Genomic DNA, 22,228 nt, shown 5'->3' with positions numbered 1-22,228 from the left:
CAGGCGTTTTTATTTATCTTATTACTAGTCGACTGGTCTACTCAGGAGTCTTTATGTCAGCTGAAAAATTATTTACCCCCTTAAAAGTGGGTGCCGTTACCGCGCCAAACCGCGTGTTCATGGCTCCGCTTACCCGTCTGCGCAGCATTGAGCCGGGTGACATCCCCACCCCACTGATGGGTGAATACTATCGTCAGCGCGCCAGTTCCGGCCTGATCATCACCGAAGCTACGCAGATTTCTGCTCAGGCTAAAGGTTATGCGGGTGCGCCGGGGCTGCACAGCCCGGAACAGATCGCCGCATGGCAGAAAATTACCGCGGGCGTGCATGCTGAAGAGGGACGCATTGCCGTCCAGCTGTGGCACACCGGGCGTATCTCCCACAGCAGCATTCAGCCTGGCGGCCAGGCACCGGTTTCAGCCTCAGCCCTGAATGCTAACACCCGCACCTCGCTGCGTGATGAAAACGGTAACGCGATCCGCGTCGATACCTCAACGCCGCGCGCCCTGGAGCTGGATGAGATCCCGGGTATCGTGAACGATTTCCGTCAGGCCGTGGCCAACGCCCGTGAAGCAGGTTTTGATTTGATTGAGCTGCACTCCGCGCACGGTTACCTGCTGCACCAGTTCCTGTCACCGTCATCTAACCAGCGTACCGACCAGTATGGCGGCAGCGTCGAGAACCGCGCCCGTCTGGTGCTGGAAGTGGTTGATGCCGTATGCCAGGAGTGGAGCCCGGATCGTATCGGCATTCGCGTCTCCCCGATCGGTTCTTTCCAGAACGTCGACAACGGCCCGAACGAAGAAGCGGATGCGCTCTATCTGATTGAAGAGCTGGCAAAACGCGGTATCGCCTATCTGCACATGTCTGAGCCAGACTGGGCCGGCGGTAAACCTTATACGGAAGCCTTCCGTCAGAAAGTGCGTGAGCGCTTCCACGGGGTGATCATCGGTGCGGGTGCCTACACGCCAGAGAAAGCGGAAGACCTGATCGGCAAAGGGCTGATCGATGCCGTTGCGTTTGGCCGCGACTATATCGCCAACCCGGACCTGGTCGCCCGCCTGCAACAGAAAGCCGCTCTGAACCCGCAGCGTCCTGAAAGCTTCTACGGCGGCGGCGCTGAAGGTTACACCGACTACCCTTCTCTCTAATCTCACCATTGTTCATTGATAGCGGCGACACTTCGCCGCTATACTAAAACATCGTTTCTGTTCAAAAAAATATTCAAATCCATTGGTTAATGAGGAAATTATGCGCCTACTTCACACCATGCTGCGCGTTGGCGATCTGCAACGTTCTATTGATTTCTACACTAACGTACTGGGCATGAAACTGCTGCGCACCAGCGAAAACCCGGAATACAAATACTCGCTGGCGTTCGTGGGTTACGGCCCGGAAACGGATGAAGCGGTGATTGAGCTGACCTATAACTGGGGCGTGGACAGCTACGACCTCGGCAACGCCTACGGCCATATCGCGCTGGAAGTGGACAACGCAGCCGAAGCGTGCGAACGCATCCGCAGCAACGGCGGTAACGTCACCCGTGAAGCGGGTCCGGTTAAAGGCGGCACCACTGTGATTGCATTTGTGGAAGATCCGGACGGTTACAAAATCGAGCTGATTGAAGCCAAAGATGCCGGTCGTGGTCTGGGCAACTGATCCCTCAGGGCGCAATATGCGCCCGTAGTTTTACTGCATCACCCCGCAAAATTTGCCATAATGCGCTCTGCTTTTTCCCCTTGTAAGAGACCCTGATGTCCGATAACGCTCAATTTAGCGGTCTGTGCGACCGTTTTCGTGGTTTTTATCCCGTTGTCATTGATGTAGAAACAGCCGGATTTAACGCTAAAACCGATGCGCTGCTCGAAATTGCCGCCATCACGCTGAAGATGGATGAACAGGGCTGGCTTACACCAGACACCACGCTGCATTTCCACGTTGAACCTTTCGAAGGGGCAAACTTACAGCCGGAAGCACTGGCCTTCAACGGTATCGATCCGCATAACCCACTGCGCGGTGCGGTAAGCGAATATGATGCGCTGCACGCCATTTTTAAAATGGTGCGTAAAGGCATGAAAGAGAGTAACTGCAGCCGCGCCATCATGGTGGCGCATAACGCCACCTTCGATCACACCTTTACCATGGCCGCAGCGGAGCGCGCCTCGCTCAAACGCAACCCTTTCCACCCGTTTGTGACCTTCGACACGGCAGCACTGAGCGGTCTGGCGCTGGGGCAAACGGTGTTATCAAAAGCCTGTATTACGGCGGGTATTGAATTTGACGGCACGCAGGCGCACTCGGCTCTGTATGACACGGAGCGCACCGCAGAGCTGTTCTGTGAGATCGTCAACCGCTGGAAGCGACTGGGCGGCTGGCCGCTGCCGACAGGTGACAGCGAAGAATAAAAAAAGCGACCTTAACAGGTCGCTTTTTTATTTGCGCAGCAAACTTACTCTGCGTCCGGCTCTTCGGTTTTGTACTTCGCCGCGGTCTCTTTGATCAGCTGCTGCAGTTCACCGCGCTGATACATTTCAATCAGGATATCGCAGCCGCCTACAAGCTCACCGTCTACCCACAGCTGCGGGAAGGTTGGCCAGTTAGCGTATTTTGGCAGCTCAGCACGGATGTCCGGGTTCTGCAGGATATCAACGTAAGCAAAACGCTCACCACAGGCTGAGAGCGCCTGAACCGCTTGCGCGGAGAAGCCGCAGCTTGGCAGCTTCGGAGAACCTTTCATATACAGCAGAATCGGGTTTTCAGCGATCTGGCGCTGGATTTTTTCAATAGTGGTGCTCATGTCTTGCTTCCTTTAACTTCTGTTACGGCAATAGTCTGACATTGTAGCGGGTCAGGCTGGCATCGGAAAATAACATTTTCGTCACGTTTATACATTTTACCGCGACTCTACAAAAGTTGCATTGCAAATGGTGTTTAACCCTGCGGCAGTCAGGGTTTTGCTTAGGGAGTGAACAATTACGCGACAGAACGATGAATTTTTTTGCACTTGCTAACGAAACAGGTTTTTAGATTGAAAAATGCTATTAACTTCTCGGGTTTTTATGGATTAGAATCGACGGGCTTTGTAAATCACTCGCGGGTATTATTGATGACCTGCATTTATCAGGGGACTGCCCAGTGGCGCGGATAACAAAAATCTCGATCACGCTCTGTGCTTTACTGTTTACATCACTCACTCTCACGCCAGTGGCAAACGCCTCTCAGCAGGCGCGGCATTCTGCTGTACAAAAAAGCCATCTGGTGAAAGCCACAGAACGTAAGAAAAAAACCACCACAAAGAACGAAAAGAAAAAGACGACCACCAAGACGACACAAACCGCTTCCAGCAAGACCAAAACAAAATCTTCCCGCACTGCCCACACCACCAAAAGTAAAACTTCGCTGACCGCGGCTAACCTCGTCACTGAAAAATGCATTACGCGTAAAGGCCACAAAGCGAAATGCACCAAAGTCACGAAAATCGCGGAAGTACATAAAGTCCGTGTACAGAAAGCGCAAAAAACCGCGATGAATAAACTGATGGGGCAAATTGGCAAACCTTATCGATGGGGTGGCAGTTCGCCACGAACCGGCTTCGACTGTAGCGGCCTGGTCTATTACGCCTATAAAGATCTGGTTAAGTTCCGCATTCCGCGTACCGCTAATGAGATGTACCACCTGCGCGACGCCTCTCCGGTGAGCCGTGGTGAGCTGGAAAACGGCGATCTGGTCTTCTTCCGCACGCAAGGCCGCGGCACGGCTGACCATGTGGGTGTCTATGTCGGCAACGGGAAATTTATCCAGTCACCGCGCAGCGGCCAGGATATTCAGATCACCTCCCTGAGTGAAGATTACTGGGTGCGTCACTACGTCGGCGCACGTCGCGTGATGACGCCGAAAACTATTCGCTAACCCCTGCCCTGCCGCATCCGTGGCAGGGTAAGTTCCTCTTTTGCATACCCTTTCAATTTGCTATCCTGTCCTTGTTGTCTGTGTGGTTATTGGCAACGCTAAATACAATAAGGAGAGAAGCAATGTCGTTCGAATTACCTGCACTACCGTATGCAAAAGACGCCCTGGCACCGCACATTTCTGCGGAAACCCTGGAATACCATTACGGCAAACATCACCAGACGTATGTCACCAACCTGAACAATCTGATCAAAGGCACCGATTTCGAAGGCAAAACGCTGGAAGAGATCGTCCGTAGCTCAGAGGGTGGCGTATTTAACAACGCGGCTCAGGTGTGGAACCACACCTTCTACTGGCACTGCCTGGCACCCAATGCCGGTGGTGAACCTGCCGGTGAACTGGCTTCCGCGATTAACGCCGCCTTTGGCAGCTTCGCCGATTTCAAAGCGAAGTTTACGGATGCCGCCATCAAGAACTTCGGCTCTGGCTGGACGTGGCTGGTAAAAGAAGCGGATGGCAAACTGGCAATCGTGTCCACCTCTAATGCAGGCACCCCGCTGACCACCAGCGCTACGCCGCTGATGACCGTGGACGTGTGGGAGCACGCTTACTACATTGATTACCGTAACGCGCGCCCGAACTACCTGGAGCACTTCTGGGCACTGGTCAACTGGGACTTCGTCGCGAAGAACTTCACCGCGTAAGAGAGACGCAGAAGGGGTCCCCCTTCTGCGTTATTTTTATTATTCCGCCGTGCAAACGGCTTCTGGCTGTTTCCGGCCGGACATCATCACCAGCAGCAGGCCGAGCGCGGCAATAATCGCCCCCATCACCGGCACAAAGCTGTATCCCAGACCGCCAGAAATGACGGCGCCGCCCGCCGCAGCACCCAAGGCATTCCCCAGGTTAAACGCACCGATATTCACTGAAGAAGAGAGACCCGGCGCCTCGTGGGCGACACGCATCACGCGCATCTGCAGCGGCGGCACCACGGCGAAGGTGGCTGCGCCCCAGACAACCATCGCGATGGCCGCGCCAAACTCGTTACGCGCCAGCCACGGAATCGCGATCATGATGGCAATCAGCAAGGTTAAAAAGCCTTTCAACGTTCCGGTCACTGAACGGTCAGCAAATTTCCCGCCAAGGTAGTTACCCATTGAGCACCCTACGCCAATCAATACCAGCATCGCGGTAATAAAGATTGGGGTTGCATGGGTGATATCGTGCAGCACCGGTGAAATGTAGGTATAGAGCGTAAACATCGCCCCGGCCCCCAGCACGGTGGTCAGCAGTGCAGAAAGCACCTGCGGGCGCACCAGTACCGACAGCTCTTTGCGCACGTCCGGACGTTCACCCGCGCTGCCTTTCGGCAGGGAGAAGAACAAGGCCACCATCGCCACCACGCCCAGCCCGGCGGTTGCCAGGAATGACATACGCCAGCCGATCGCTTCACCCAGCCAGGTCGCAGCCGGTACGCCGCCAATGTTGGCAATCGTCAGCCCCATAAACATGGTCGCCACGGCGCTTGCCTGCTTATGTTTCGGCACCACGCTTGCGGCCACGACCGAGCCCAGCCCAAAGAACGCGCCATGGTTCAGGCTGGTCAAAATGCGCGACAGCATCAGGGTGGTGTAGTCAGGTGAAATGGCAGAGAGCACGTTGCCCAGGGTGAAAATCGCCATCAGGAAAATCAGCGCATTACGGCGCGCGCGGTGTGAAAGCAGTAGCGTCATCAGCGGCGCCCCCACCATCACGCCGATGGCATAAGCGCTGATTAACATCCCGGCCGCAGGGATCGAGACATCCACGCCCCGGGCGATAACAGGCAGTAACCCCATCGGGGAGAATTCGGTGGTGCCAATCCCAAAAGCGCCAATCGCCAGGGCCAGCAGGGGAAAATTGATTTTCATGCGTCAACTCCGGATGCCGTGTCATGTCGTGACACAGAACAAAGAAGCGGAAAGCATGACATCAATCACAAAAAATGAGAAGTTAACAAAATGGCAAAAGATTTTTGCCTGAGAAGTAACAATCCGGTAAACCGGGAGGGAGAAGATTCTCCCTCCGCGTAAATCAGTGCAGCGCAGCCGTCAGGCCAGCCGCCACAATCAGCGCCAGCACAACGATGGTAGTGAACAGCGAAAACTTCAGATCGGAACTCATCAATTTTTCTCCTTTTAATCCCCCCACGAAAAGTGAGCTTGCTCATTTTTGCATAGTTTACGTCAAAAATCTTCCCGGATTTAAGCTGATAACCACTTTACCTCTTCCCCTTTTCATCAAGATAGGACAAAATTCCACGCTAAATTTATTAGCGTACCGGCCATTGACCCCCTCCTGACGTCCCGTGTCGTTTTCCTGGCGTACCGCAATCTAAAATTGCGTGATAAGGGTGAGAGAAGGCAAACGTTTACCTTCAAGTATTTCAGGAGTTTAGGATATGGTCTGGAGTGACATTTAATGGCAACAATTAAAGACGTAGCAAAACGCGCAAACGTTTCCACTACAACCGTATCACATGTAATTAACAAAACCCGCTTTGTGGCGGAAGAGACGCGCAACGCCGTCTGGGCAGCGATCAAAGAGCTGCACTACTCGCCAAGTGCGGTTGCGCGCAGCCTCAAGGTGAATCACACCAAATCGATTGGTCTGCTGGCGACCAGCAGCGAAGCGGCCTATTTTGCTGAGATCATTGAAGCGGTAGAGAAAAACTGCTTCCAGAAAGGCTATACCCTGATTTTGGGCAACGCGTGGAACAGCATTGAAAAACAGCGAGCCTATCTCTCCATGATGGCGCAGAAGCGCGTGGATGGCCTGCTGGTGATGTGTTCCGAGTACCCGGAATCCGTACTGTCGATGCTTGAAGAGTATCGGCATATCCCGATGGTGGTGATGGACTGGGGTGAAGCCCGTGCGGATTTCACGGATTCCGTTATCGACAACGCTTTTGAAGGCGGCTATATGGCGGGCCGTTATTTGATCGAACGCGGTCATCGTGAGATTGGCGTGATCCCGGGTCCGCTTGAGCGTAACACCGGCGCAGGTCGTCTGGCTGGCTTTATGAAAGCGATGGAAGAAGCGCTGATCACCGTGCCAGAAAACTGGATCGTACAGGGTGACTTTGAGCCGGAATCAGGCTACCGCGCGATGCAGCAGATTGTCTCCCAGCAACATCGTCCTACCGCCGTTTTCTGCGGGGGCGACATCATGGCGATGGGCGCGCTCTGTGCGGCCGATGAGCTGGGTCTGCGCGTCCCGCAGGACATTTCCGTGATCGGCTATGACAACGTGCGCAACGCGCGCTTCTTTACCCCTGCGCTGACCACCATTCACCAGCCGAAAGATTCGCTGGGTGAAACGGCCTTCAACATGCTGCTCGACAGGATCGTCAACAAACGTGAAGAGTCGCAGTCCATTGAAGTCCACCCGCGCCTCATCGAACGCCGTTCCGTTGCGGATGGTCCGTTCCGCGACTACCGTCGTTAATCGCTTTACGGAGCCAGTCACACTGGCTCCCGTAACCATTCCCGGTTAAGCGTTTCGCTGTCCCCCAGATAATCCAGCAGCCAGGCCATAGCAGGTGAAACATCATTTTGTTGCCAGGTCAGGCAGCAAGCCGCATCCGGGAACGGATTCTCCAGCGTCAGTTCAACCCACTCGCCGGTGTCGATTCGCGGGCGCGCAAAATGAACGGGCACCATCGCGACGCACAGCCCTGCACTGAGGCAGGTCGCCGACGATTCCCAGTCCGGGGCGACCACGCGACGCTGGTTATCCAGCAGCCAGGTGATACGCTTGGGCAGCGAGCGGGAGGTGTCCTCCAGCACCAGCGACGGCCAGTTACGCAGGGTATCGTCGCTTAACGGCCCCTCCATGGCCGCCAGGGGATGATCGCGTGCCACTACGCATTTCCAGCTCAGCATCCCCATATCGCGAAAGGCATAGCGTCCCCCAACCGGAATCGCCTGCGTCGCCCCAATCGCCATTTCTACCCTGCCGTCCGACAGCGCGTCCCACACGCCGTTGAACACTTCCTGCGAAACACGCAACTCAACGTCAGAAAAATGACGATAGAAATCGACGATCATTTGCCGGGTGCGTTCCGGCTTCACGATATTATCGACCGCGATGGAAAGATGCCCCCGCCAGCCGTTAGCGATCTGCTGACACTGTTCGCGGGTGATCTGCATTTTTTTGATAACAGAACGCCCTTCTTTCAAAAACCACGCCCCGGCAGGCGTTAATTCCACATCACGATGTCGCCGTTCAAACAGCGGAACGGCCAGCCACTCTTCTAGCTGACGCACCGTATAGCTGATTGCCGACGGGACGCGGTGCAGCTCCTGTGCTGCACCGCTAAAGCTGCCGTTACGCGCGACAGCATCGACCACTTCAAGAGAATAATCTGACCACATTTTCTGCCTGCAAAAAATTTGAATGCACCCGCCAAATATTAGCGTTTCACAAGCCGCTTTGCACTCCCTACACTCTGCGCCAATGTACACCTGCCTCCTCAGGAGAAGAAAACAATGCAACCCAGGAAAGGTTTTTTAGTCTGGCTCGGCGGCTTAAGCGTGCTGGGCTTTTTAGCCACCGATATGTACCTGCCGGCTTTCGCCGCCATGCAGGAAGATCTGCAAACCCCTGCCGCCGCGATCAGCGCCAGCCTGAGTTTGTTCCTCGCCGGTTTTGCCTTCGCGCAGCTGCTGTGGGGACCGCTCTCGGATCGCTTTGGCCGCAAGCCGGTATTGTTGCTCGGTCTGGCCATTTTTGCCGTGGGCTGTCTGGGGATGCTATGGGTTCGCGACGCCACCTGGCTGTTGGTACTGCGTTTTATTCAGGCAGTGGGCGTCTGCGCCGCAGCCGTCACCTGGCAGGCGCTGGTCACCGACTACTACCCGGCGAACCGTACAAACCGAATTTTCGCGACCATTATGCCGCTGGTGGGGCTTTCCCCTGCCCTCGCCCCGCTGCTGGGTAGCTGGATCCTCGCACATTTCGACTGGCAGGCCATCTTTGCCACGCTGTTTGCCATCACGCTGATCCTGATGCTGCCGGCGTTCGCCCTCAAGCCCGCGCATAAAAAAGAGGCGCATGCCAACGCCAGCCCAATTACCTTTGCCTCCCTGCTGAGCGCCAAAGCGTATCGCGGTAATGTGCTGATTTATGCTGCCTGCTCGGCGAGCTTCTTCGCATGGCTGACCGGTTCACCCTTTATTCTGCACGATATGGGCTATAGCCCGGCGGCCATCGGTCTGAGCTATGTTCCGCAGACCATCGCGTTCCTGGTTGGCGGGTACGGCTGTCGCGCGGCGCTGCAAAAATGGGAAGGCCAGCAGATGCTGCCGTGGTTGCTGGTGCTGTATGCGTTGAGCGTTATCGGGACCTGGGCCGTCGGCTTTATTCCCGGCGTCGGTCTGGCTGAAATTTTGATTCCATTCTGCGTAATGGCCATCGCGAACGGCGCGATATACCCTATCGTTGTGGCGCAGGCGCTTCGTCCCTTCCCGCAGGCGACAGGCCGTGCGGCCGCACTTCAGAATACGCTGCAACTGGGGCTGTGCTTCCTGGCCAGTCTGGTGGTCTCGGCGCTGATTGCCACGCCGCTCCTGACCACCACCAGCGTGATGCTGGTTACCGTTGCGCTGGCCGGCATGGGCTATCGTATGCAGGCAGCCGCGCAGCGTGCGCAGGATAACCGCGCGCAGGCAGAAACGTCACATGCGTAATTACTGCAAAAATTATGTAACTTTTCGGTGATTAGGTTGCTAACAATTTTCTATTGAATCACCAAATTTTGCGGCCTATACTAAATTTGGTTCGATTAAATACGATAAATATTAAGTGTTAACGGGAGCCGGAGTGCTCCCGTTTTACCATGGAAGGCATTTCGGCAAGGGTTATCTCCCTTCCTCTGTTCTACGTCGGATACTAGCCTCGCGGTATATACCGTGAGATTTCTCACAAACCAAAAAAAGCGTCTACGCTGTTTGAAGGTTCTGATCACAGTAGGGTGATGGAGAAGCTATGAGTTCATCGTGTATAGAAGAAGTCAGCGTTCCGGACGATAACTGGTCCCGGATCGTCAGTGAACTGTTAGGTCGAGCAGGCATCACGATTAATGGATCATCGCCATCCGATCCTCAGGTTAAACATCCCGACTTTTTTAAACGCGTGTTACGAGAGGGATCGTTAGGCCTGGGAGAAAGTTATATGGATGGCTGGTGGGAATGCGAACGGCTGGATATATTTTTCACCCGCGTTTTGCGTGCTGGTCTGGAAAATCAACTCCCTCGCCATCTGAAAGACACCCTGCGCGTCGCCTCAGCCCGCCTGTTTAACCTGCAAAGTAAAAAACGCGCCTGGATCGTCGGCAAAGAGCACTACGACCTTGGCAACGATCTGTTCAGCCGTATGCTGGACCCCTTCATGCAATATTCCTGCGCCTACTGGAAAGAGGCATCGACGCTTGAAGAGGCGCAACAGGCCAAGCTGCGTCTGATTAGCGAGAAACTGCAGCTTGAGCCCGGAATGCGCGTGCTGGATATCGGCTGCGGCTGGGGTGGGCTGGCGTATTTTATGGCGAAGCACTACGGCGTCAGCGTTGTCGGCGTCACGATTTCAGCAGAACAGCAAAAGCTGGCCCGAGAACGCTGCCAGGGTCTTGATGTTGACATCCGGCTGCAGGATTACCGTGACCTGAACGAACAGTTTGATCGTATTGTCTCCGTGGGTATGTTCGAACATGTTGGCCCGAAAAACTACGACACCTATTTTGACGTCGTGGATCGCAATTTGAAACCGGACGGCATTTTCCTGCTGCACACCATCGGGTCTAAGCGCACCGACAACAACGTCGACCCGTGGATCAACAAATACATCTTCCCGAATGGCTGTTTACCGTCCGTGCGCCAGATTGCCAACGCCAGCGAGTCCCATTTCGTGATGGAAGACTGGCATAACTTTGGCGCGGATTACGACACCACATTGATGGCATGGCATGCACGTTTTCAGGAAGCCTGGCCGGAGATTGCGGACAACTATTCGGAACGATTCAAGCGGATGTTTAGCTATTATCTGAATGCCTGCGCGGGGGCGTTTCGCGCGCGGGATATTCAGCTCTGGCAGGTTGTTTTCAGCCGAGGGATTGAGCACGGCTTGCGGGTCGCCCGCTAAAAAAATAACCCCGGTTACCCGGGGTTATTTTTTATTCGTCTTCTGTGCTCGTTATTATTGCCGCTTCTTTTGCCGCCAGCACGCGCTCAACCGTATCCACTACTACCTGGGTTTGCGGATCGATTTCGATATTCACGCGATGCCCGAGTTTTTTCGAACCCAGCGTGGTGCGTTGCAGCGTTTCAGGAATTAAATGCACGCAAAAACGCGTTGCCGTCACTTCTCCAACCGTCAGGCTAATCCCATCAATGCCAATAAATCCTTTATAGAGGATGTATTTCATTAATGACGGATCCTGCATTTTGAACCAGATTTGACGGTTATTTTCCGATGTCACGATTTTCGCCACTTCAGCCGTGGTCATGATGTGCCCCGACATCAGATGGCCGCCAATCTCATCACTGAACTTCGCCGCACGCTCAACGTTGACGGTATCACCTACAGCCAGCTCGCCCAGATTAGTAATACGCAGGGTCTCTTTCATTAAATCAAAGCTGATCTTGTTGCCATTAATTTCGGTGACGGTCAGACAGCAGCCGTTATGGGCAATCGAGGCGCCGGTTTCGATGCCATCAAGCATATATTCCGGCAGCTCTACAACATGCGTACGAAAATTAGGTTTTTCATCAATGGACACCACTTTGGCAGTGCCCTGCACAATACCAGTAAACATGCTTACAACTCCTGTTTTCTCCGGACGGTGGTTACACCGTTTAATCCCACCACAATAACAGTTGGAAAAAGAGGTTGCCAGCGGAGCGCATTTTCTGGCGATTTTTTCACTAGATAAATAGCTAAAGCCCGCTACAATAGCTGGCACCCCCCGCATTTTCTTCTTGCTGCCCGTTACGGCGGCTTTTTTAGTCTCTCTTATAACTACAAAATAAAGGTGTTCACGTGCAGAAGTACATGAATGAAGCGCGGCAGTTATTGGCACTGGCGATACCAGTGATCATCGCGCAAGTGGCCCAGACCGCAATGGGATTTGTGGATACCGTCATGGCAGGTGGCTATAGCGCCACTGATATGGCGGCCGTCGCCATCGGTACATCAATCTGGCTTCCGGCCATCCTGTTCGGCCATGGTCTGCTGCTCGCGCTGACGCCGGTTATTGCTCAACTTAATGGTTCGGGACGTCGCGAACGCATTGCCCATCAGGTCCGCCAGGGGTTCTGGCTGGCCGGATTTGTCTCCGTGCTGATTATGGTCGTGCTCTGGAACGCCGGTCATATCATTCGCGCGATGGATAACATTGACCCGGCACTGGCTGACAAAGCCGTGGGCTATCTGCGTGCCCTGCTCTGGGGGGCACCGGGCTACCTCTTCTTCCAGGTGGCGCGTAACCAGTGCGAAGGCCTGGCGAAAACCAAGCCCGGGATGGTGATGGGCTTTATCGGCCTGCTGGTGAATATTCCGGTGAACTATATCTTTATTTACGGTCATTTCGGGATGCCAGAGCTGGGCGGCGTCGGCTGCGGCGTGGCAACCGCCGCGGTTTATTGGGTGATGTTCTTCTGTATGCTTACCTTTGTGAAACACGCCCGCTCTATGCGCGATATTCGTAATGAGAAAACATTCAGTACGCCGGACTGGAGCATCATGACGCGCCTGATGCAGTTAGGCTTGCCGATTGCGCTGGCCCTGTTTTTTGAAGTGACGCTCTTTGCCGTCGTCGCCCTGCTGGTCTCCCCACTGGGGATCGTTAACGTGGCCGGGCACCAGATTGCGCTCAACTTCAGCTCCCTGATGTTCGTTCTGCCGATGTCGCTGGCGGCGGCGGTGACGATTCGCGTCGGCTTCCGTCTGGGCCAGGGCTCGACGCTGGATGCGCAAACGGCCGCACGGACCGGGCTAGGCGTCGGTGTCTGCATGGCGGTCTGTACGGCGCTCTTTACCGTTGCATTACGCGAGCAAATTGCCCTGCTCTATAACGACAACCCGGAAGTGGTGGCACTTGCCTCGCATCTGATGCTGCTCGCCGCGGTGTACCAGATTTCAGACTCTATCCAGGTGATTGGCAGCGGCGTGCTTCGCGGATACAAAGATACGCGCTCCATCTTCTTTATCACCTTCATCGCCTACTGGGTACTGGGACTGCCGTGCGGCTACATCCTGGCCCTGACCGATCTGGTGGTTGACCGCATGGGACCCGCCGGGTTCTGGATGGGCTTTATCATTGGTCTGACGTCAGCCGCGATCATGATGATGATGCGCATGCGCTTCCTGCAGCGCCAGCCATCAACCGTAATTTTGCAACGCGCTGCGCGTTAAATACGCAGTAGCCGCCTGCTGGCGGCTACTTTCTCTTCACTTTGCGCGGTAATGAAGCAATCGCGTGAAATCAGAGAGAAAAATGCATTTTCCCTCTTGCCACCTTGGTGCTGTGCCGCTAATATTCGTCCCCGTTGTCACCGACAACACGTTGCGTTCATAGCTCAGTTGGTTAGAGCACCACCTTGACATGGTGGGGGTCGTTGGTTCGAGTCCAATTGAACGCACCATTCTGCGTCCGTAGCTCAGTTGGTTAGAGCACCACCTTGACATGGTGGGGGTCGGTGGTTCGAGTCCACTCGGACGCACCATTTCAGTCCTGAAATGGTGCAAATTCTCTTCAGATACCCTGATTTTTCTTAATCCCTTATTTTCATCATTATTCTCCTGCTACGCTTTTCTTATGGAAAAAATACAGGAAGCGCGTTGATGAAGAGTATCGCCATTATCGGCTCCGGCCCCACAGGGATTTACACCTTTTATCATCTGCTTAAAAACAGCACCCCGCTCTCAGTTTCCGTCTTTGAACAGGCCGATGACGCTGGCGTGGGCATGCCTTATAACGACGACGATAATTCTCGCCTGATGCTGGCGAACATTGCGAGCATTGAAATCCCGCCCATTTTTATGACCTACCTCGACTGGCTGAAGGGACAGAGCGAAGCGCACCTGGCGCGTTTTAAGGTAGATAAAACCACGCTCCACGATCGGCAGTTCCTGCCCCGGATCCTGCTGGGTGAATATTTTCGCGACAGCTTTCGAACCATCGTCAAAGAAGCTAAAAAGCAGGGGTTCGAGGTTAACATCCATGAATCCGCCGCCGTTACCGACGTCATTCCCTCCTCAACCGGCGTCACGCTTTCCGTCAATGGCAACATCTTTCCTGAACGCTTTGACCTTGCGGTTATCGCCACCGGTCACGTCTGGCCAGACGAGGACGAAGCCACGCGCACATTCTTCCCAAGCCCGTGGTCCGGTCTGATGGACGCCCGCATTCCCCCTTGCCGCGTTGGCATTATGGGAACATCGTTAAGCGGTCTGGATGCGGCGATGGCGGTGGTGATGCAGCACGGTGAGTTTCGTGACGGTAAATTCATCCTGGATAAAGGCAGTGAAGCGTTAAACATTACGCTGATGTCGCGGACAGGCATTCTGCCGGAAGCCGATTTTTACTGCCCTATCCCTTACGAACCGCTGTCCGTTTTAACCGCATCCGTGGTTGAAGGCGAGATAGCCAAAGGATCGGATGGCCTGCTTGACCGCATTTTTGCCCTGATGGTGAAAGAGCTTCAACGTGCCGACCCGGCATGGTGCGAGAAAATTTCTCTGCAACGCCACAACGCCGACAGCCTGCGTGACGCCTGGTTTGAGGATCGTCAACAGCACGGTCCGTTTAGCTGGGCGGAAGAGAACCTCAATGAAGTTGAACGGAACAAACGCGAACGGCGCACCGTCGCCTGGCGCTATACCGTCCTTCGGCTGCATGAGGTCGTTCAGGAGATTGTTCCCCATCTTAGCGATCAGGACAGAGAGCGCTTCAAAAACGGGCTGGCCCGCGTGTTTATCGACAACTATGCGGCGATCCCTCCGCAGTCTATCCGCAGACTGCTTGCGCTTCGCGAGGCTGGCATCATCAGCGTGGCGGCCCTGGGCGACGACTATACGCTGGATGTTGGCAGCGACCGCACGGTGGTGTCCACAAAAGAGACCGTTTACCGCTTTGACGTTTTCATCGATGCACGCGGGCAAAAGCCGCTCAAAACCAAAGATCTGCCTTTCCCCTCACTGCGCAGAGCGCTGGAAACGACCGGCGATGAGATACCCGATGTCGGTGAAGATTACACGCTAAATGCACCTGAAACGGTTCGCGGGCGCATCGCGTTTGGCGCGATACCGTGGCTGATGCACGATCATCCCTTTGTTCAGGGGCTGGCGGAGTGCGCAGAGATTGCAGAGGCGATGGCCAGGGCGGCTGAAAAACCGGCCACAGGTTTACGGCGTCGATTACCGTACGTAGAGAACTGACAGGGCTTCCATGCCCTGCAACGCGATATTACTCGAAGAAGACGTCCGGGTTTTCAGACAGCGAGACAAAGGTTTTCGTCGCTTTATCCAGGGCACGAATTTCGCCGCTTTCAATGTCATAGACCCAGCCGTGCAGGCGAAGGGAGTTGTTACGCAGCCCCACCGCGACGGACGGGTGAGTCTTAATGTTGCTCAGTTGCGCAAACACGTTCTCCTGCACCATCGCATTCACTTTATCGAGCGGCTTATCCCAGGTTTTCTTCTCAACCACGGCTTTGGCCGCATCGGAATAGCGCAGCCAATGTGAAACAGCAGGCATCGGCTCCAGGTTCGCGTTATCGGCAATCGCCTTCATCGCGCCACAGTTAGAGTGGCCGCAGATGACGATATCCGTCACGCCCAGCGCCACAACCGCGTATTCGATAGTGGCGGAGACACCGCCAGGCTCAGGCCCGAACGGCGGCACAATATTACCAGCATTACGAATGACAAAGAGTTGTCCCGGCTCTTGCTGAGTAACCAGTTCCGGGACCAGACGGCTGTCGGAGCATGAGATGAACAGCGCTTTGGGATTCTGGCTGGACGCTAAACTGCGAAAGAGCTCTTTACGTTGCGGGAAAATCTCTTTTTGAAAGCTGAGAAAACCTTCAATGATATGTTGCATAGCAATTTCTCTTTTATCTGTTTTAGTTTAGGTATGATCGCGATCACACTCGTAAAGTTTACCCATCGCGCTTCACTTCAGACAAGCAATATATTTCTGGCCCGACCGCTGTACGATAGCGTCGGCATTCGCCGGAATGTTCTGCCCTTCGAACGCGCCGTAAAGACGGGCGAAAGATTTGCCCACCAGGCGCCGGGTGACCTCCTCAACCTTGCGGGCAGGCAACGGAAGCATATTCGGGTAGCTCCACATAAACGACACCGCATCCTTCCCGGGGGTGACCTGCAGAATATCCCCCGCCAGCAAAACGCCCTCGCCTTCCTGCCAGTGCAGCACAGTGCCGCCTGCGAAATGGCCGCCGAGACGCAGCAAAGTAACCGATGGCACGATCTCCAGCGCATCGCCCTCCCAGTAAACAATCGCCGGACTGGCGCGCATCACCCATTCGCGATCGCTGGCGTGCAGATAGACCGGCGCATCGAATGCCGCGGCCCACTCCTGCATGGTGGTGTAATAGTGCGGATGGGAAATCGCAATGGCGCGGAGGCCGCCGAGCGCGGTGATGATAGCGTGGGTGGCCGGGTCAAGGTTGGCGATGCAGTCCCACAAAATATTGCCGTGTGGGGTACGCAGCAGCAACGCGCGCTGGTTAATCGCAAAAGACGGTACCGTTTTGATGCTGTACAACTGCGGCTCCAGCTGCTGCCATTTATTCGCGTGCGTGGCCGTTACCGTCGCATACTCGATCCACGCCTGGCCGCTGGCCGGGACATACTGCCGTTCATCCTCGCAAATCGGGCATCTTTCCGGCTGTGCATCGTAGGAAGTACCGCAGGTTTTACAGAGTGTAATCATGAGCGCTCCTCAGTGATAAAGCACTGAGTATGGCAGGGATTATCCTTATGTGCTGCGTGGTACATTGCTGGCTTTTTTTGCCCTATACTGTGCCCGTATCAATAACTGAACATAGCAGGTGCAACATGGAAATTGATCTCGATAACCTGGTTTTTAACGGACTGGATGAAGCGGAAGAACGCAACGCGGAACGTCTGGATGACGCGGACAAAAAAGCCCAGGCGATTGTCGCCGACGACGACTGCGGTGATGCCTGCAAGATCTGATAAAAAGCACCGGTCAGCCGGTGCTTTTTTTTGGCACTCAACGGAGAGCTACAGTTCAGGTGTCTTTTTAAACCCCGTCAGCATCAGTACAAGGCTTTGCGCCGAAGAAGCCGGTTCAAACTGGTAATGGTTCCCCTGGCGGTCGCCGCCGATATACCACGATATTTCGGTTTTCCCTTCCGCCAGCGCCTTGCGCACGGCTTTGTCGACATCCACCATTCTGTACTCGCGCGAGTGGTTGAGATACAGCACCGCATCGGATCGATAGCTGCAGGCCGGGCGGTCAGCCCAGTTCACCGTTGCAGGATCCCAGTCGTTGCTGGCCGGATAGAAGAAGATCTGATCGGCGCCGTCAGTTTCTACCTTACCGCCGTAAATGCGAACGCGATATTTAAACAGAGAAGGATCCTGTCCCGCTGGCAGCGGCGGGATTGTAAACTTTACCAGTGAGAGGGTTTCACTGTTTTGCGTTCGGCCTCCGTTCTGCCAGTTATCCTGCACCAGCAAAGCCTGCGGCTGAGGCTGGGAGAGTCCCGGCTCAAGGCTGCTTAGCCAGACGTTTGCCTGCGCTTTTGAATAGGCATATGGCACGGTCGTGCCACAGTCCAGCCCGCGATTCATACACAGCTCGGTCATAAAGCGCGCCCCCTCTTCCGTCCAGCCATTCATGAAATCAGCATGCGCGGTGTAGAGACTTCCCCAGCGTTCTTCGCGTTCGTCGCCGTGCATAATGGGGTCGAGAGAAAGCTGTGCTTTGCTGGTATCGAGAGATGAAATTGTCGGAAGCACATAAGCGATGTTCATGTTCACGGTGGGAATTTTCACCGGAAACGCGGTAGGGCATTGCCCTTTCGTATCGTATGTCGCATTAGCAACGCCGTGAGCGGGCTTGAGGTTCACGCCATCCCAGCAGTTGGGAAACTGAATACCGATATTAAACTGCACGGCGTCTCCCGCCTTGCGTAGCCCGCACACTTCGCCTGTTTTTGTCGTGTAACCCTTGCCGTTTGCACACAAGAACGTGATATGCGGGTTAGGCGCAGATCCATGGTGATCCCCCGCCAGCAGTGATAGCCCCGCCGGGAAAGGCTGCAGCGGCCAGGTTTCCACATTCGAGGCCTGATAATAGGTTTTTTGATACGCAGGTTTTACGATAGTGCCGTCAGGCAGCCGCAGCGAAGGTGCCCAGTATGCCGAGCTATCCGCTTTGTTATCGCAGGTGGTTTCTTCCAGCTTGCGCAGGGTTTCCCGGCTCGAGCTGGCATCGGTGTGCGTATTGCCGAAGAAGTCATGCAGCATGGCCTCGTTGGGCCTGCCAAACATCATTATGGCATCATCGCCAAGGGTATGGGAGTAGCCGCAGACGACATGAGCCTGTGGCGCAGCGTGTGCCGCATGCATGGCGAGAAGTAGCGCAGGGGCTGAAAGAGCCGTGGTTAACGTGGTCCGTTTCATCATTATCTCCATTAATGAAAGGACCTATAGGTAACAAACAACGGGTTAATTAACCGAATGATTCACCGCGTACTTTTCTCCTCATTGCGGCTTTACAGACGTAACGCACAGCTCATTCCAGTACATTTCGCGCGTGCGGCGCAGTTCAGCGTGACGTTTTATCATGGAACCACTCCGGGTCTATGTTAGCAACGTCCACGCCGTACAGGCTGGCGGCAGGCAGTATTGACTCAAGAACACGTTGCGCGCTGTTCTCCGCATTCACAGGTCGGGTGGCAAAAAACCGCCGTAACGTGCTGATCCATTTTTTCATCGTCTTGCCCCTCTTGCTTCACCTGCGTTCAGTAAAACACCCATTAACAATGGAGGGGAAATAACAATAACGACTGTTGATATGCGGGATCTGAGAAACGCGCGAAACGCGGGCGCATCACCCGGCCAGCGCTTTAACCACTGTCTCCATCGCTTCGGTTGTCAATTCGCTGCGCTTGATGCGCTGGTTCGCCAGCGCCGTGCGCAGCACACCCGCAATGACAATATGCTTCGGCTCCTGCCCTAAATCACGCATCTCAAGCACCACCTTACCGACCACCCGGCACATCTCCTGGTACAGCGCTTCATCTTTGGTCACGTTACCCATCGTCATCACTCCGTTGCCTTTTAAACGTTGAGCTTAAATGATTCTCCTGCCGGATACAAAAAAGAAGCCCGGCGAGGATCTCGCCGGGCTTCATCTGTAAAATCAGCTAATTAGTTATTAACCGGAATCACAGCACCTTTGTATTTGGTGCGGATCCAGTCCTGAATCTCTTTGGAGTGCAGCACGTTCACCAGTGCGACGATGTCCTTCTTCTTCTCGTCACCGCGATGCACGGTAATGATGTTGGCGTACGGGTTATTTTCACCGCTCTCTACCGCAATCGGGTCGTGCACCGGGTCCAGACCGGCGTCAATCGCATAGTTGGCGTTAATCACGACCGCAGCGCCTTCATCGTTGTTGTACATCTGCGGCAGCAGAGAGGCTTCGACGTTAGGCGTGAACTGCAGCTTCTTCGGGTTCTCAACGATGTCGCTGATACGCGCCGTCACTTTGTCGATGCCGGGCTTCAGCTTGATCACGCCCTCTTTTTCAAAGATGGAGAGAATACGGCCTTCTTCGGAAACGGCATCACGCATAATGATCTTACCGCCTTCCGGCAGGTCCTTCAGCGACTTGTACTTTTTGGAGTAGATACCGATTGGCTCAATGTGGATAGCACCCGCACTGACAAAATCGTAATCCTTATCGCCCGCGTGATCTTTCAGCACGCTGTTCAGGTAAGGAATATGCTGGAAATAGTTGGCGTCAATGTCATGACCCGCCAGCGCGGTGTTGGGCAGAATGTAGTCCTGGAACGGTTTAATCTCCAGGTCAATCCCCTGCTTCGCCAGAATCGGCTTTGCCTGCTCCAGAATTTCGGCGTGCGGGGTGTTGGATGCGCCCACAGTCAGCGTATCCGCCCAGGAGGCGAAGCTCAGGGCGCTCAGGGTGGCTGCGGCGATCAGTGTCAGTGTTTTTTTCATGATGTGGTTCCTGTGTGTATTTATTAGCGTTTATCTAACAGAGAAGTCATAGCGTCGCCGCAGAACTGGATAATGAAAACGATGATCAGAATGGTCACCGTTGCCACCAGCGTGACGTCACCATGGTTGCGCTGGAATCCTTCCAGATAAGCCAGATTTCCCAAACCGCCGGCGCCAATCACCCCCGCCATGGCGCTGTAACTCACCAGCGCAATCAGCGTTACCGTTATCCCTGATACCAGTGCAGGTGATGATTCCGGCAGTAAAACCCGAAACACGAGCGTGCTCAGTCGTGCGCCCATTGAGCGCGTTGCTTCGATTACCCCTTTGTCCACTTCGCGCAGGGCAATCTCCACCAGGCGTGCGTAGAACGGCGCGGCCCCCACAATCAGGGCCGGCAGCGCCGCGTTGGCACCAAGAATGGTGCCAACGATGGTCTTGGTGAACGGGATCAACAGGACGATCAGAATGATGAACGGTATTGAGCGAAACACGTTTACCACAATCGAAATTACGCTGTAGACCGTGCGGTTTTGAAACAGCCCGCCGCGCGCGGTTAAGAACAGCGCCAGGCCCAGCACGATCCCCAGCACAAAGGTCGCCACCCCGGAAAGCGCGGTCATGTACAGCGTCTCCTGCGTCGCCGCCCAGAGCTGATCCCATTTGAGGTGCGGGAAGAGATTCTCAGCCATGTTTAATGACCTCGCCTTCAATATCGCTGTGCTTCAGGTCGGCGAGGATATTGTTCAGTTGTTCATCAGATGCCACGACGTGGACCCAGAGCTGGCCGAAAACGCCGTGGGCGGTTTGCGTCATTTTCCCGTGCAGGATGTTAAACGGCAGACCGTAGCGCAGGGTCAGCTCACCCACGACCGGCTTGTGCGTGCTGTGGCCGGTAAAGGTCAGACGGATGACCGTGCCCTCCAGATCGTTTGCCAGTTCGGTATTGAAGGTTTCTTCCTCGGCGTACTGACTTACCTGGCGGACAAACTGCTGCGTAATCGGCTGCTGCGGATGGGTGAATACACTCAGCACATCCCCCTCTTCCACCACCTTACCGTTTTCCATCACCGCCACGCGGTCGCAGATCTTGCGCACCACATGCATTTCGTGGGTGATCAGCACGATGGTCAGCTTGAAACGACGGTTGATATCCAGCAGCAGATCGAGGATCTGATCGGTGGTCTGCGGGTCGAGTGCGGACGTGGCTTCATCACACAGCAAAACGTCCGGGTTATTGGCCAGCGCGCGCGCAATCCCCACGCGCTGTTTTTGTCCGCCGCTTAGCTGTGACGGGTAGGCATTCTCACGCCCTTTCAGCCCCACCAGCGCCACCAGTTCCGCCACGCGAGCCTTGATTCTGGCTTTTGGCACACCGGCGATCTGCATGGAGAACGCGATATTCTCACTTACCGTGCGCGACCACAGCAGGTTGAAGTGCTGGAACACCATACTGATTTTCAGGCGTGCCTGACGCAGGGCTTCACCTTTTGCGGCGGAGATGTCCTGCCCGTTAATCGTGACGCTGCCAGCGCTGGGTTTCTCCAGACCATTCAGCAGACGAATCAGCGTGCTTTTCCCGGCGCCGCTATAGCCGATAATGCCGTAAACCTGTCCCTGCTCAATCGTCAAATTGACGTTATCAACGGCTGTGAGCGCCGCCTTACCGTTGTCAAAAACCTTCGAAATATTTCTGAGTACAATCATTCTAATTCATTATCCGATCCGCCAATGGCGGTTTAGAAGTATGGATGTCCAAACGATAGTAAACAGGCGTTATCAGTTTTTAAATGAACAAAAAAGCATGTGTTATAACTTTCAGTAATAAACAACGACTCTACACGGCGGGAAGTATTTAGATTGATTTCAGCAATGATTATCTGCCAGACGCATAACGCTTAACTGATATGCTAAAAAAACGGTCATTATTGCAGCATTTTATGCCGAGATAGCCATCCTCACTTCCAGACAACTTTACGTCTTGCTGTCCTGACATCCAAAAACAGCACTGATATTCCCGTCTGTTATAAAAAGCAGTGAAGTG

24 protein-coding genes and 2 tRNA genes are annotated in these 22,228 nt (G+C 54.5%); 13 read left to right on the top strand and 13 right to left on the bottom strand.

What is annotated here, in order from left to right; translation table 11 throughout:
- Positions 1 to 53: 53 nt before the first annotated feature.
- The 3 genes from L383_RS18490 to rnt all read left to right on the top strand — a co-directional run bounded on the left by L383_RS18490 (position 54) and on the right by rnt (position 2,405).
- Positions 54 to 1,151, top strand: a complete 1,098-nt coding sequence (locus L383_RS18490) for an alkene reductase (protein WP_014883559.1) — start codon at positions 54 to 56, stop codon at positions 1,149 to 1,151.
- 100 nt (positions 1,152 to 1,251) lie between these two features.
- Positions 1,252 to 1,659, top strand: a complete 408-nt coding sequence (gene gloA / locus L383_RS18495) for a lactoylglutathione lyase (protein WP_014883558.1) — start codon at positions 1,252 to 1,254, stop codon at positions 1,657 to 1,659.
- A 95-nt stretch (positions 1,660 to 1,754) separates the two neighbouring features.
- Positions 1,755 to 2,405: a ribonuclease T gene (gene rnt / locus L383_RS18500; RefSeq protein WP_023332811.1), complete on the top strand. Its 651-nt coding sequence runs from the start codon at positions 1,755 to 1,757 to the stop codon at positions 2,403 to 2,405.
- 44 nt (positions 2,406 to 2,449) lie between these two features.
- Here the strand turns inward: rnt and grxD are convergent, their stop codons facing one another.
- The gene (grxD, locus tag L383_RS18505; protein ID WP_003832760.1) at positions 2,450 to 2,797 is read right to left on the bottom strand and encodes a monothiol glutaredoxin 4; all 348 of its coding nucleotides are present in this window, start codon (positions 2,795 to 2,797) and stop codon (positions 2,450 to 2,452) included.
- Positions 2,798 to 3,135: 338 nt separating this feature from the next.
- Here grxD and L383_RS18510 point away from each other — a divergent pair, with 338 nt between their 5' ends.
- Both L383_RS18510 and sodB read left to right on the top strand, forming a co-directional pair.
- A complete protein-coding gene (locus L383_RS18510) occupies positions 3,136 to 3,909 on the top strand; it encodes a C40 family peptidase (RefSeq protein WP_014883556.1) in 774 nt (257 codons plus the stop codon).
- 122 nt (positions 3,910 to 4,031) lie between these two features.
- Positions 4,032 to 4,613, top strand: coding sequence for a superoxide dismutase [Fe] (sodB, locus tag L383_RS18515; protein ID WP_014883555.1), 582 nt, complete (start codon positions 4,032 to 4,034; stop codon positions 4,611 to 4,613).
- Positions 4,614 to 4,652: 39 nt separating this feature from the next.
- Here sodB and L383_RS18520 read toward each other — a convergent pair whose 3' ends face one another.
- On the bottom strand, positions 4,653 to 5,819 hold the full coding sequence (locus tag L383_RS18520) for an MFS transporter (protein ID WP_023332810.1): 1,167 nt from the start codon (positions 5,817 to 5,819) through the stop codon (positions 4,653 to 4,655).
- A 163-nt stretch (positions 5,820 to 5,982) separates the two neighbouring features.
- A complete protein-coding gene (locus L383_RS25835) occupies positions 5,983 to 6,072 on the bottom strand; it encodes a cytochrome bd-I oxidase subunit CydH (protein ID WP_014883553.1) in 90 nt (29 codons plus the stop codon).
- 297 nt (positions 6,073 to 6,369) lie between these two features.
- On the opposite strand from L383_RS25835, the gene purR reads away from it, so the two are divergent.
- Positions 6,370 to 7,395 (top strand): HTH-type transcriptional repressor PurR, encoded by a 1,026-nt coding sequence (purR, locus tag L383_RS18530; protein WP_014883552.1) that lies wholly within the window; start codon positions 6,370 to 6,372, stop codon positions 7,393 to 7,395.
- 17 nt (positions 7,396 to 7,412) lie between these two features.
- Here purR and punR read toward each other — a convergent pair whose 3' ends face one another.
- Positions 7,413 to 8,324, bottom strand: coding sequence for a DNA-binding transcriptional activator PunR (gene punR, locus L383_RS18535; RefSeq protein WP_014883551.1), 912 nt, complete (start codon positions 8,322 to 8,324; stop codon positions 7,413 to 7,415).
- Between the two features lie 114 nt (positions 8,325 to 8,438).
- On the opposite strand from punR, the gene punC reads away from it, so the two are divergent.
- Together punC and cfa are read left to right on the top strand one after the other, a co-directional pair.
- Positions 8,439 to 9,638, top strand: coding sequence for a purine nucleoside transporter PunC (punC, locus tag L383_RS18540; protein WP_023332809.1), 1,200 nt, complete (start codon positions 8,439 to 8,441; stop codon positions 9,636 to 9,638).
- A gap of 298 nt (positions 9,639 to 9,936) precedes the next feature.
- Positions 9,937 to 11,085, top strand: a complete 1,149-nt coding sequence (cfa, locus tag L383_RS18545) for a cyclopropane fatty acyl phospholipid synthase (protein ID WP_014883549.1) — start codon at positions 9,937 to 9,939, stop codon at positions 11,083 to 11,085.
- A gap of 31 nt (positions 11,086 to 11,116) precedes the next feature.
- Here the strand turns inward: cfa and L383_RS18550 are convergent, their stop codons facing one another.
- Positions 11,117 to 11,758: a riboflavin synthase gene (locus tag L383_RS18550; protein WP_023332808.1), complete on the bottom strand. Its 642-nt coding sequence runs from the start codon at positions 11,756 to 11,758 to the stop codon at positions 11,117 to 11,119.
- Between the two features lie 224 nt (positions 11,759 to 11,982).
- Between L383_RS18550 and mdtK the strand changes: the two genes are divergently transcribed.
- The 4 genes from mdtK to L383_RS18570 all read left to right on the top strand — a co-directional run bounded on the left by mdtK (position 11,983) and on the right by L383_RS18570 (position 15,381).
- The gene (gene mdtK, locus L383_RS18555; RefSeq protein WP_032628875.1) at positions 11,983 to 13,356 is read left to right on the top strand and encodes an MdtK family multidrug efflux MATE transporter; all 1,374 of its coding nucleotides are present in this window, start codon (positions 11,983 to 11,985) and stop codon (positions 13,354 to 13,356) included.
- Positions 13,357 to 13,509: 153 nt separating this feature from the next.
- Positions 13,510 to 13,586, top strand: a tRNA-Val gene (locus L383_RS18560).
- 4 nt (positions 13,587 to 13,590) lie between these two features.
- Positions 13,591 to 13,667 (top strand) — tRNA-Val (locus L383_RS18565).
- Positions 13,668 to 13,785: 118 nt separating this feature from the next.
- Positions 13,786 to 15,381, top strand: a complete 1,596-nt coding sequence (locus L383_RS18570) for an FAD-NAD(P)-binding protein (RefSeq protein ID WP_023332806.1) — start codon at positions 13,786 to 13,788, stop codon at positions 15,379 to 15,381.
- 28 nt (positions 15,382 to 15,409) lie between these two features.
- Here L383_RS18570 and L383_RS18575 read toward each other — a convergent pair whose 3' ends face one another.
- Together L383_RS18575 and L383_RS18580 are read right to left on the bottom strand one after the other, a co-directional pair.
- Positions 15,410 to 16,045: a carbonic anhydrase gene (locus L383_RS18575; RefSeq protein ID WP_014883545.1), complete on the bottom strand. Its 636-nt coding sequence runs from the start codon at positions 16,043 to 16,045 to the stop codon at positions 15,410 to 15,412.
- A 72-nt stretch (positions 16,046 to 16,117) separates the two neighbouring features.
- Complete coding sequence (locus tag L383_RS18580; protein WP_023332805.1) at positions 16,118 to 16,900, bottom strand: MBL fold metallo-hydrolase; 783 nt, start codon at positions 16,898 to 16,900, stop codon at positions 16,118 to 16,120.
- 125 nt (positions 16,901 to 17,025) lie between these two features.
- Between L383_RS18580 and L383_RS25830 the strand changes: the two genes are divergently transcribed.
- Positions 17,026 to 17,166: a hypothetical protein gene (locus L383_RS25830; RefSeq protein WP_003857665.1), complete on the top strand. Its 141-nt coding sequence runs from the start codon at positions 17,026 to 17,028 to the stop codon at positions 17,164 to 17,166.
- Positions 17,167 to 17,214: 48 nt separating this feature from the next.
- On the opposite strand, the gene L383_RS18590 is transcribed toward L383_RS25830, so the two are convergent.
- The 6 genes from L383_RS18590 to L383_RS18615 all read right to left on the bottom strand — a co-directional run bounded on the left by L383_RS18590 (position 17,215) and on the right by L383_RS18615 (position 21,891).
- Entirely contained in the window at positions 17,215 to 18,621 is a 1,407-nt protein-coding gene (locus tag L383_RS18590) for a DUF1996 domain-containing protein (RefSeq protein ID WP_023332804.1), read from the bottom strand.
- Positions 18,622 to 18,766: 145 nt separating this feature from the next.
- Positions 18,767 to 18,934 carry a hypothetical protein gene (locus L383_RS26060; RefSeq protein WP_014883542.1) on the bottom strand — a complete coding sequence of 56 codons (168 nt, stop codon included), beginning with the start codon at positions 18,932 to 18,934 and terminating at the stop codon, positions 18,767 to 18,769.
- Between the two features lie 117 nt (positions 18,935 to 19,051).
- Positions 19,052 to 19,261 (bottom strand): fumarate hydratase FumD, encoded by a 210-nt coding sequence (gene fumD / locus L383_RS18600; protein ID WP_014883541.1) that lies wholly within the window; start codon positions 19,259 to 19,261, stop codon positions 19,052 to 19,054.
- A gap of 110 nt (positions 19,262 to 19,371) precedes the next feature.
- Positions 19,372 to 20,184 (bottom strand): MetQ/NlpA family ABC transporter substrate-binding protein, encoded by an 813-nt coding sequence (locus L383_RS18605; RefSeq protein WP_003857677.1) that lies wholly within the window; start codon positions 20,182 to 20,184, stop codon positions 19,372 to 19,374.
- Between the two features lie 23 nt (positions 20,185 to 20,207).
- On the bottom strand, positions 20,208 to 20,876 hold the full coding sequence (locus tag L383_RS18610; RefSeq protein ID WP_014883540.1) for a methionine ABC transporter permease: 669 nt from the start codon (positions 20,874 to 20,876) through the stop codon (positions 20,208 to 20,210).
- Positions 20,869 to 21,891 (bottom strand): methionine ABC transporter ATP-binding protein, encoded by a 1,023-nt coding sequence (locus L383_RS18615; protein WP_014883539.1) that lies wholly within the window; start codon positions 21,889 to 21,891, stop codon positions 20,869 to 20,871. Before L383_RS18615 ends, L383_RS18610 begins: the two co-directional genes overlap by 8 nt.
- Positions 21,892 to 22,228: the final 337 nt, after the last annotated feature.

This window comes from Enterobacter sp. MGH 37 (assembly GCF_000534515.1).
Taxonomy (GTDB): Bacteria; Pseudomonadota; Gammaproteobacteria; order Enterobacterales; family Enterobacteriaceae; genus Enterobacter; species Enterobacter kobei.
The sequence above is the reverse complement of the archived record's forward strand: the minus strand, read 5'-3'. Positions and strand labels throughout refer to the sequence as shown.

Bases quoted from the DNA above. Each gene is read 5' to 3' on its own strand.
- purR (WP_014883552.1), top strand. From the start codon at position 6,370: ATGGCAACAATTAAAGACGTAGCAAAACGCGCAAACGTTTCCACTACA.
- L383_RS25830 (WP_003857665.1), top strand. From the start codon at position 17,026: ATGGAAATTGATCTCGATAACCTGGTTTTTAACGGACTGGATGAAGCG.
- rnt (WP_023332811.1), top strand. From the start codon at position 1,755: ATGTCCGATAACGCTCAATTTAGCGGTCTGTGCGACCGTTTTCGTGGT.
- punC (WP_023332809.1), top strand. From the start codon at position 8,439: ATGCAACCCAGGAAAGGTTTTTTAGTCTGGCTCGGCGGCTTAAGCGTG.
- punR (WP_014883551.1), bottom strand. From the start codon at position 8,324: ATGTGGTCAGATTATTCTCTTGAAGTGGTCGATGCTGTCGCGCGTAAC.
- L383_RS18520 (WP_023332810.1), bottom strand. From the start codon at position 5,819: ATGAAAATCAATTTTCCCCTGCTGGCCCTGGCGATTGGCGCTTTTGGG.
- cfa (WP_014883549.1), top strand. From the start codon at position 9,937: ATGAGTTCATCGTGTATAGAAGAAGTCAGCGTTCCGGACGATAACTGG.
- L383_RS18580 (WP_023332805.1), bottom strand. From the start codon at position 16,900: ATGATTACACTCTGTAAAACCTGCGGTACTTCCTACGATGCACAGCCG.
- L383_RS18575 (WP_014883545.1), bottom strand. From the start codon at position 16,045: ATGCAACATATCATTGAAGGTTTTCTCAGCTTTCAAAAAGAGATTTTC.
- L383_RS18590 (WP_023332804.1), bottom strand. From the start codon at position 18,621: ATGAAACGGACCACGTTAACCACGGCTCTTTCAGCCCCTGCGCTACTT.
- L383_RS18550 (WP_023332808.1), bottom strand. From the start codon at position 11,758: ATGTTTACTGGTATTGTGCAGGGCACTGCCAAAGTGGTGTCCATTGAT.
- L383_RS25835 (WP_014883553.1), bottom strand. From the start codon at position 6,072: ATGAGTTCCGATCTGAAGTTTTCGCTGTTCACTACCATCGTTGTGCTG.
- L383_RS26060 (WP_014883542.1), bottom strand. From the start codon at position 18,934: ATGAAAAAATGGATCAGCACGTTACGGCGGTTTTTTGCCACCCGACCT.
- gloA (WP_014883558.1), top strand. From the start codon at position 1,252: ATGCGCCTACTTCACACCATGCTGCGCGTTGGCGATCTGCAACGTTCT.
- L383_RS18490 (WP_014883559.1), top strand. From the start codon at position 54: ATGTCAGCTGAAAAATTATTTACCCCCTTAAAAGTGGGTGCCGTTACC.
- sodB (WP_014883555.1), top strand. From the start codon at position 4,032: ATGTCGTTCGAATTACCTGCACTACCGTATGCAAAAGACGCCCTGGCA.
- grxD (WP_003832760.1), bottom strand. From the start codon at position 2,797: ATGAGCACCACTATTGAAAAAATCCAGCGCCAGATCGCTGAAAACCCG.
- L383_RS18610 (WP_014883540.1), bottom strand. From the start codon at position 20,876: ATGGCTGAGAATCTCTTCCCGCACCTCAAATGGGATCAGCTCTGGGCG.
- L383_RS18570 (WP_023332806.1), top strand. From the start codon at position 13,786: ATGAAGAGTATCGCCATTATCGGCTCCGGCCCCACAGGGATTTACACC.
- L383_RS18605 (WP_003857677.1), bottom strand. From the start codon at position 20,184: ATGAAAAAAACACTGACACTGATCGCCGCAGCCACCCTGAGCGCCCTG.
- L383_RS18615 (WP_014883539.1), bottom strand. From the start codon at position 21,891: ATGATTGTACTCAGAAATATTTCGAAGGTTTTTGACAACGGTAAGGCG.
- fumD (WP_014883541.1), bottom strand. From the start codon at position 19,261: ATGGGTAACGTGACCAAAGATGAAGCGCTGTACCAGGAGATGTGCCGG.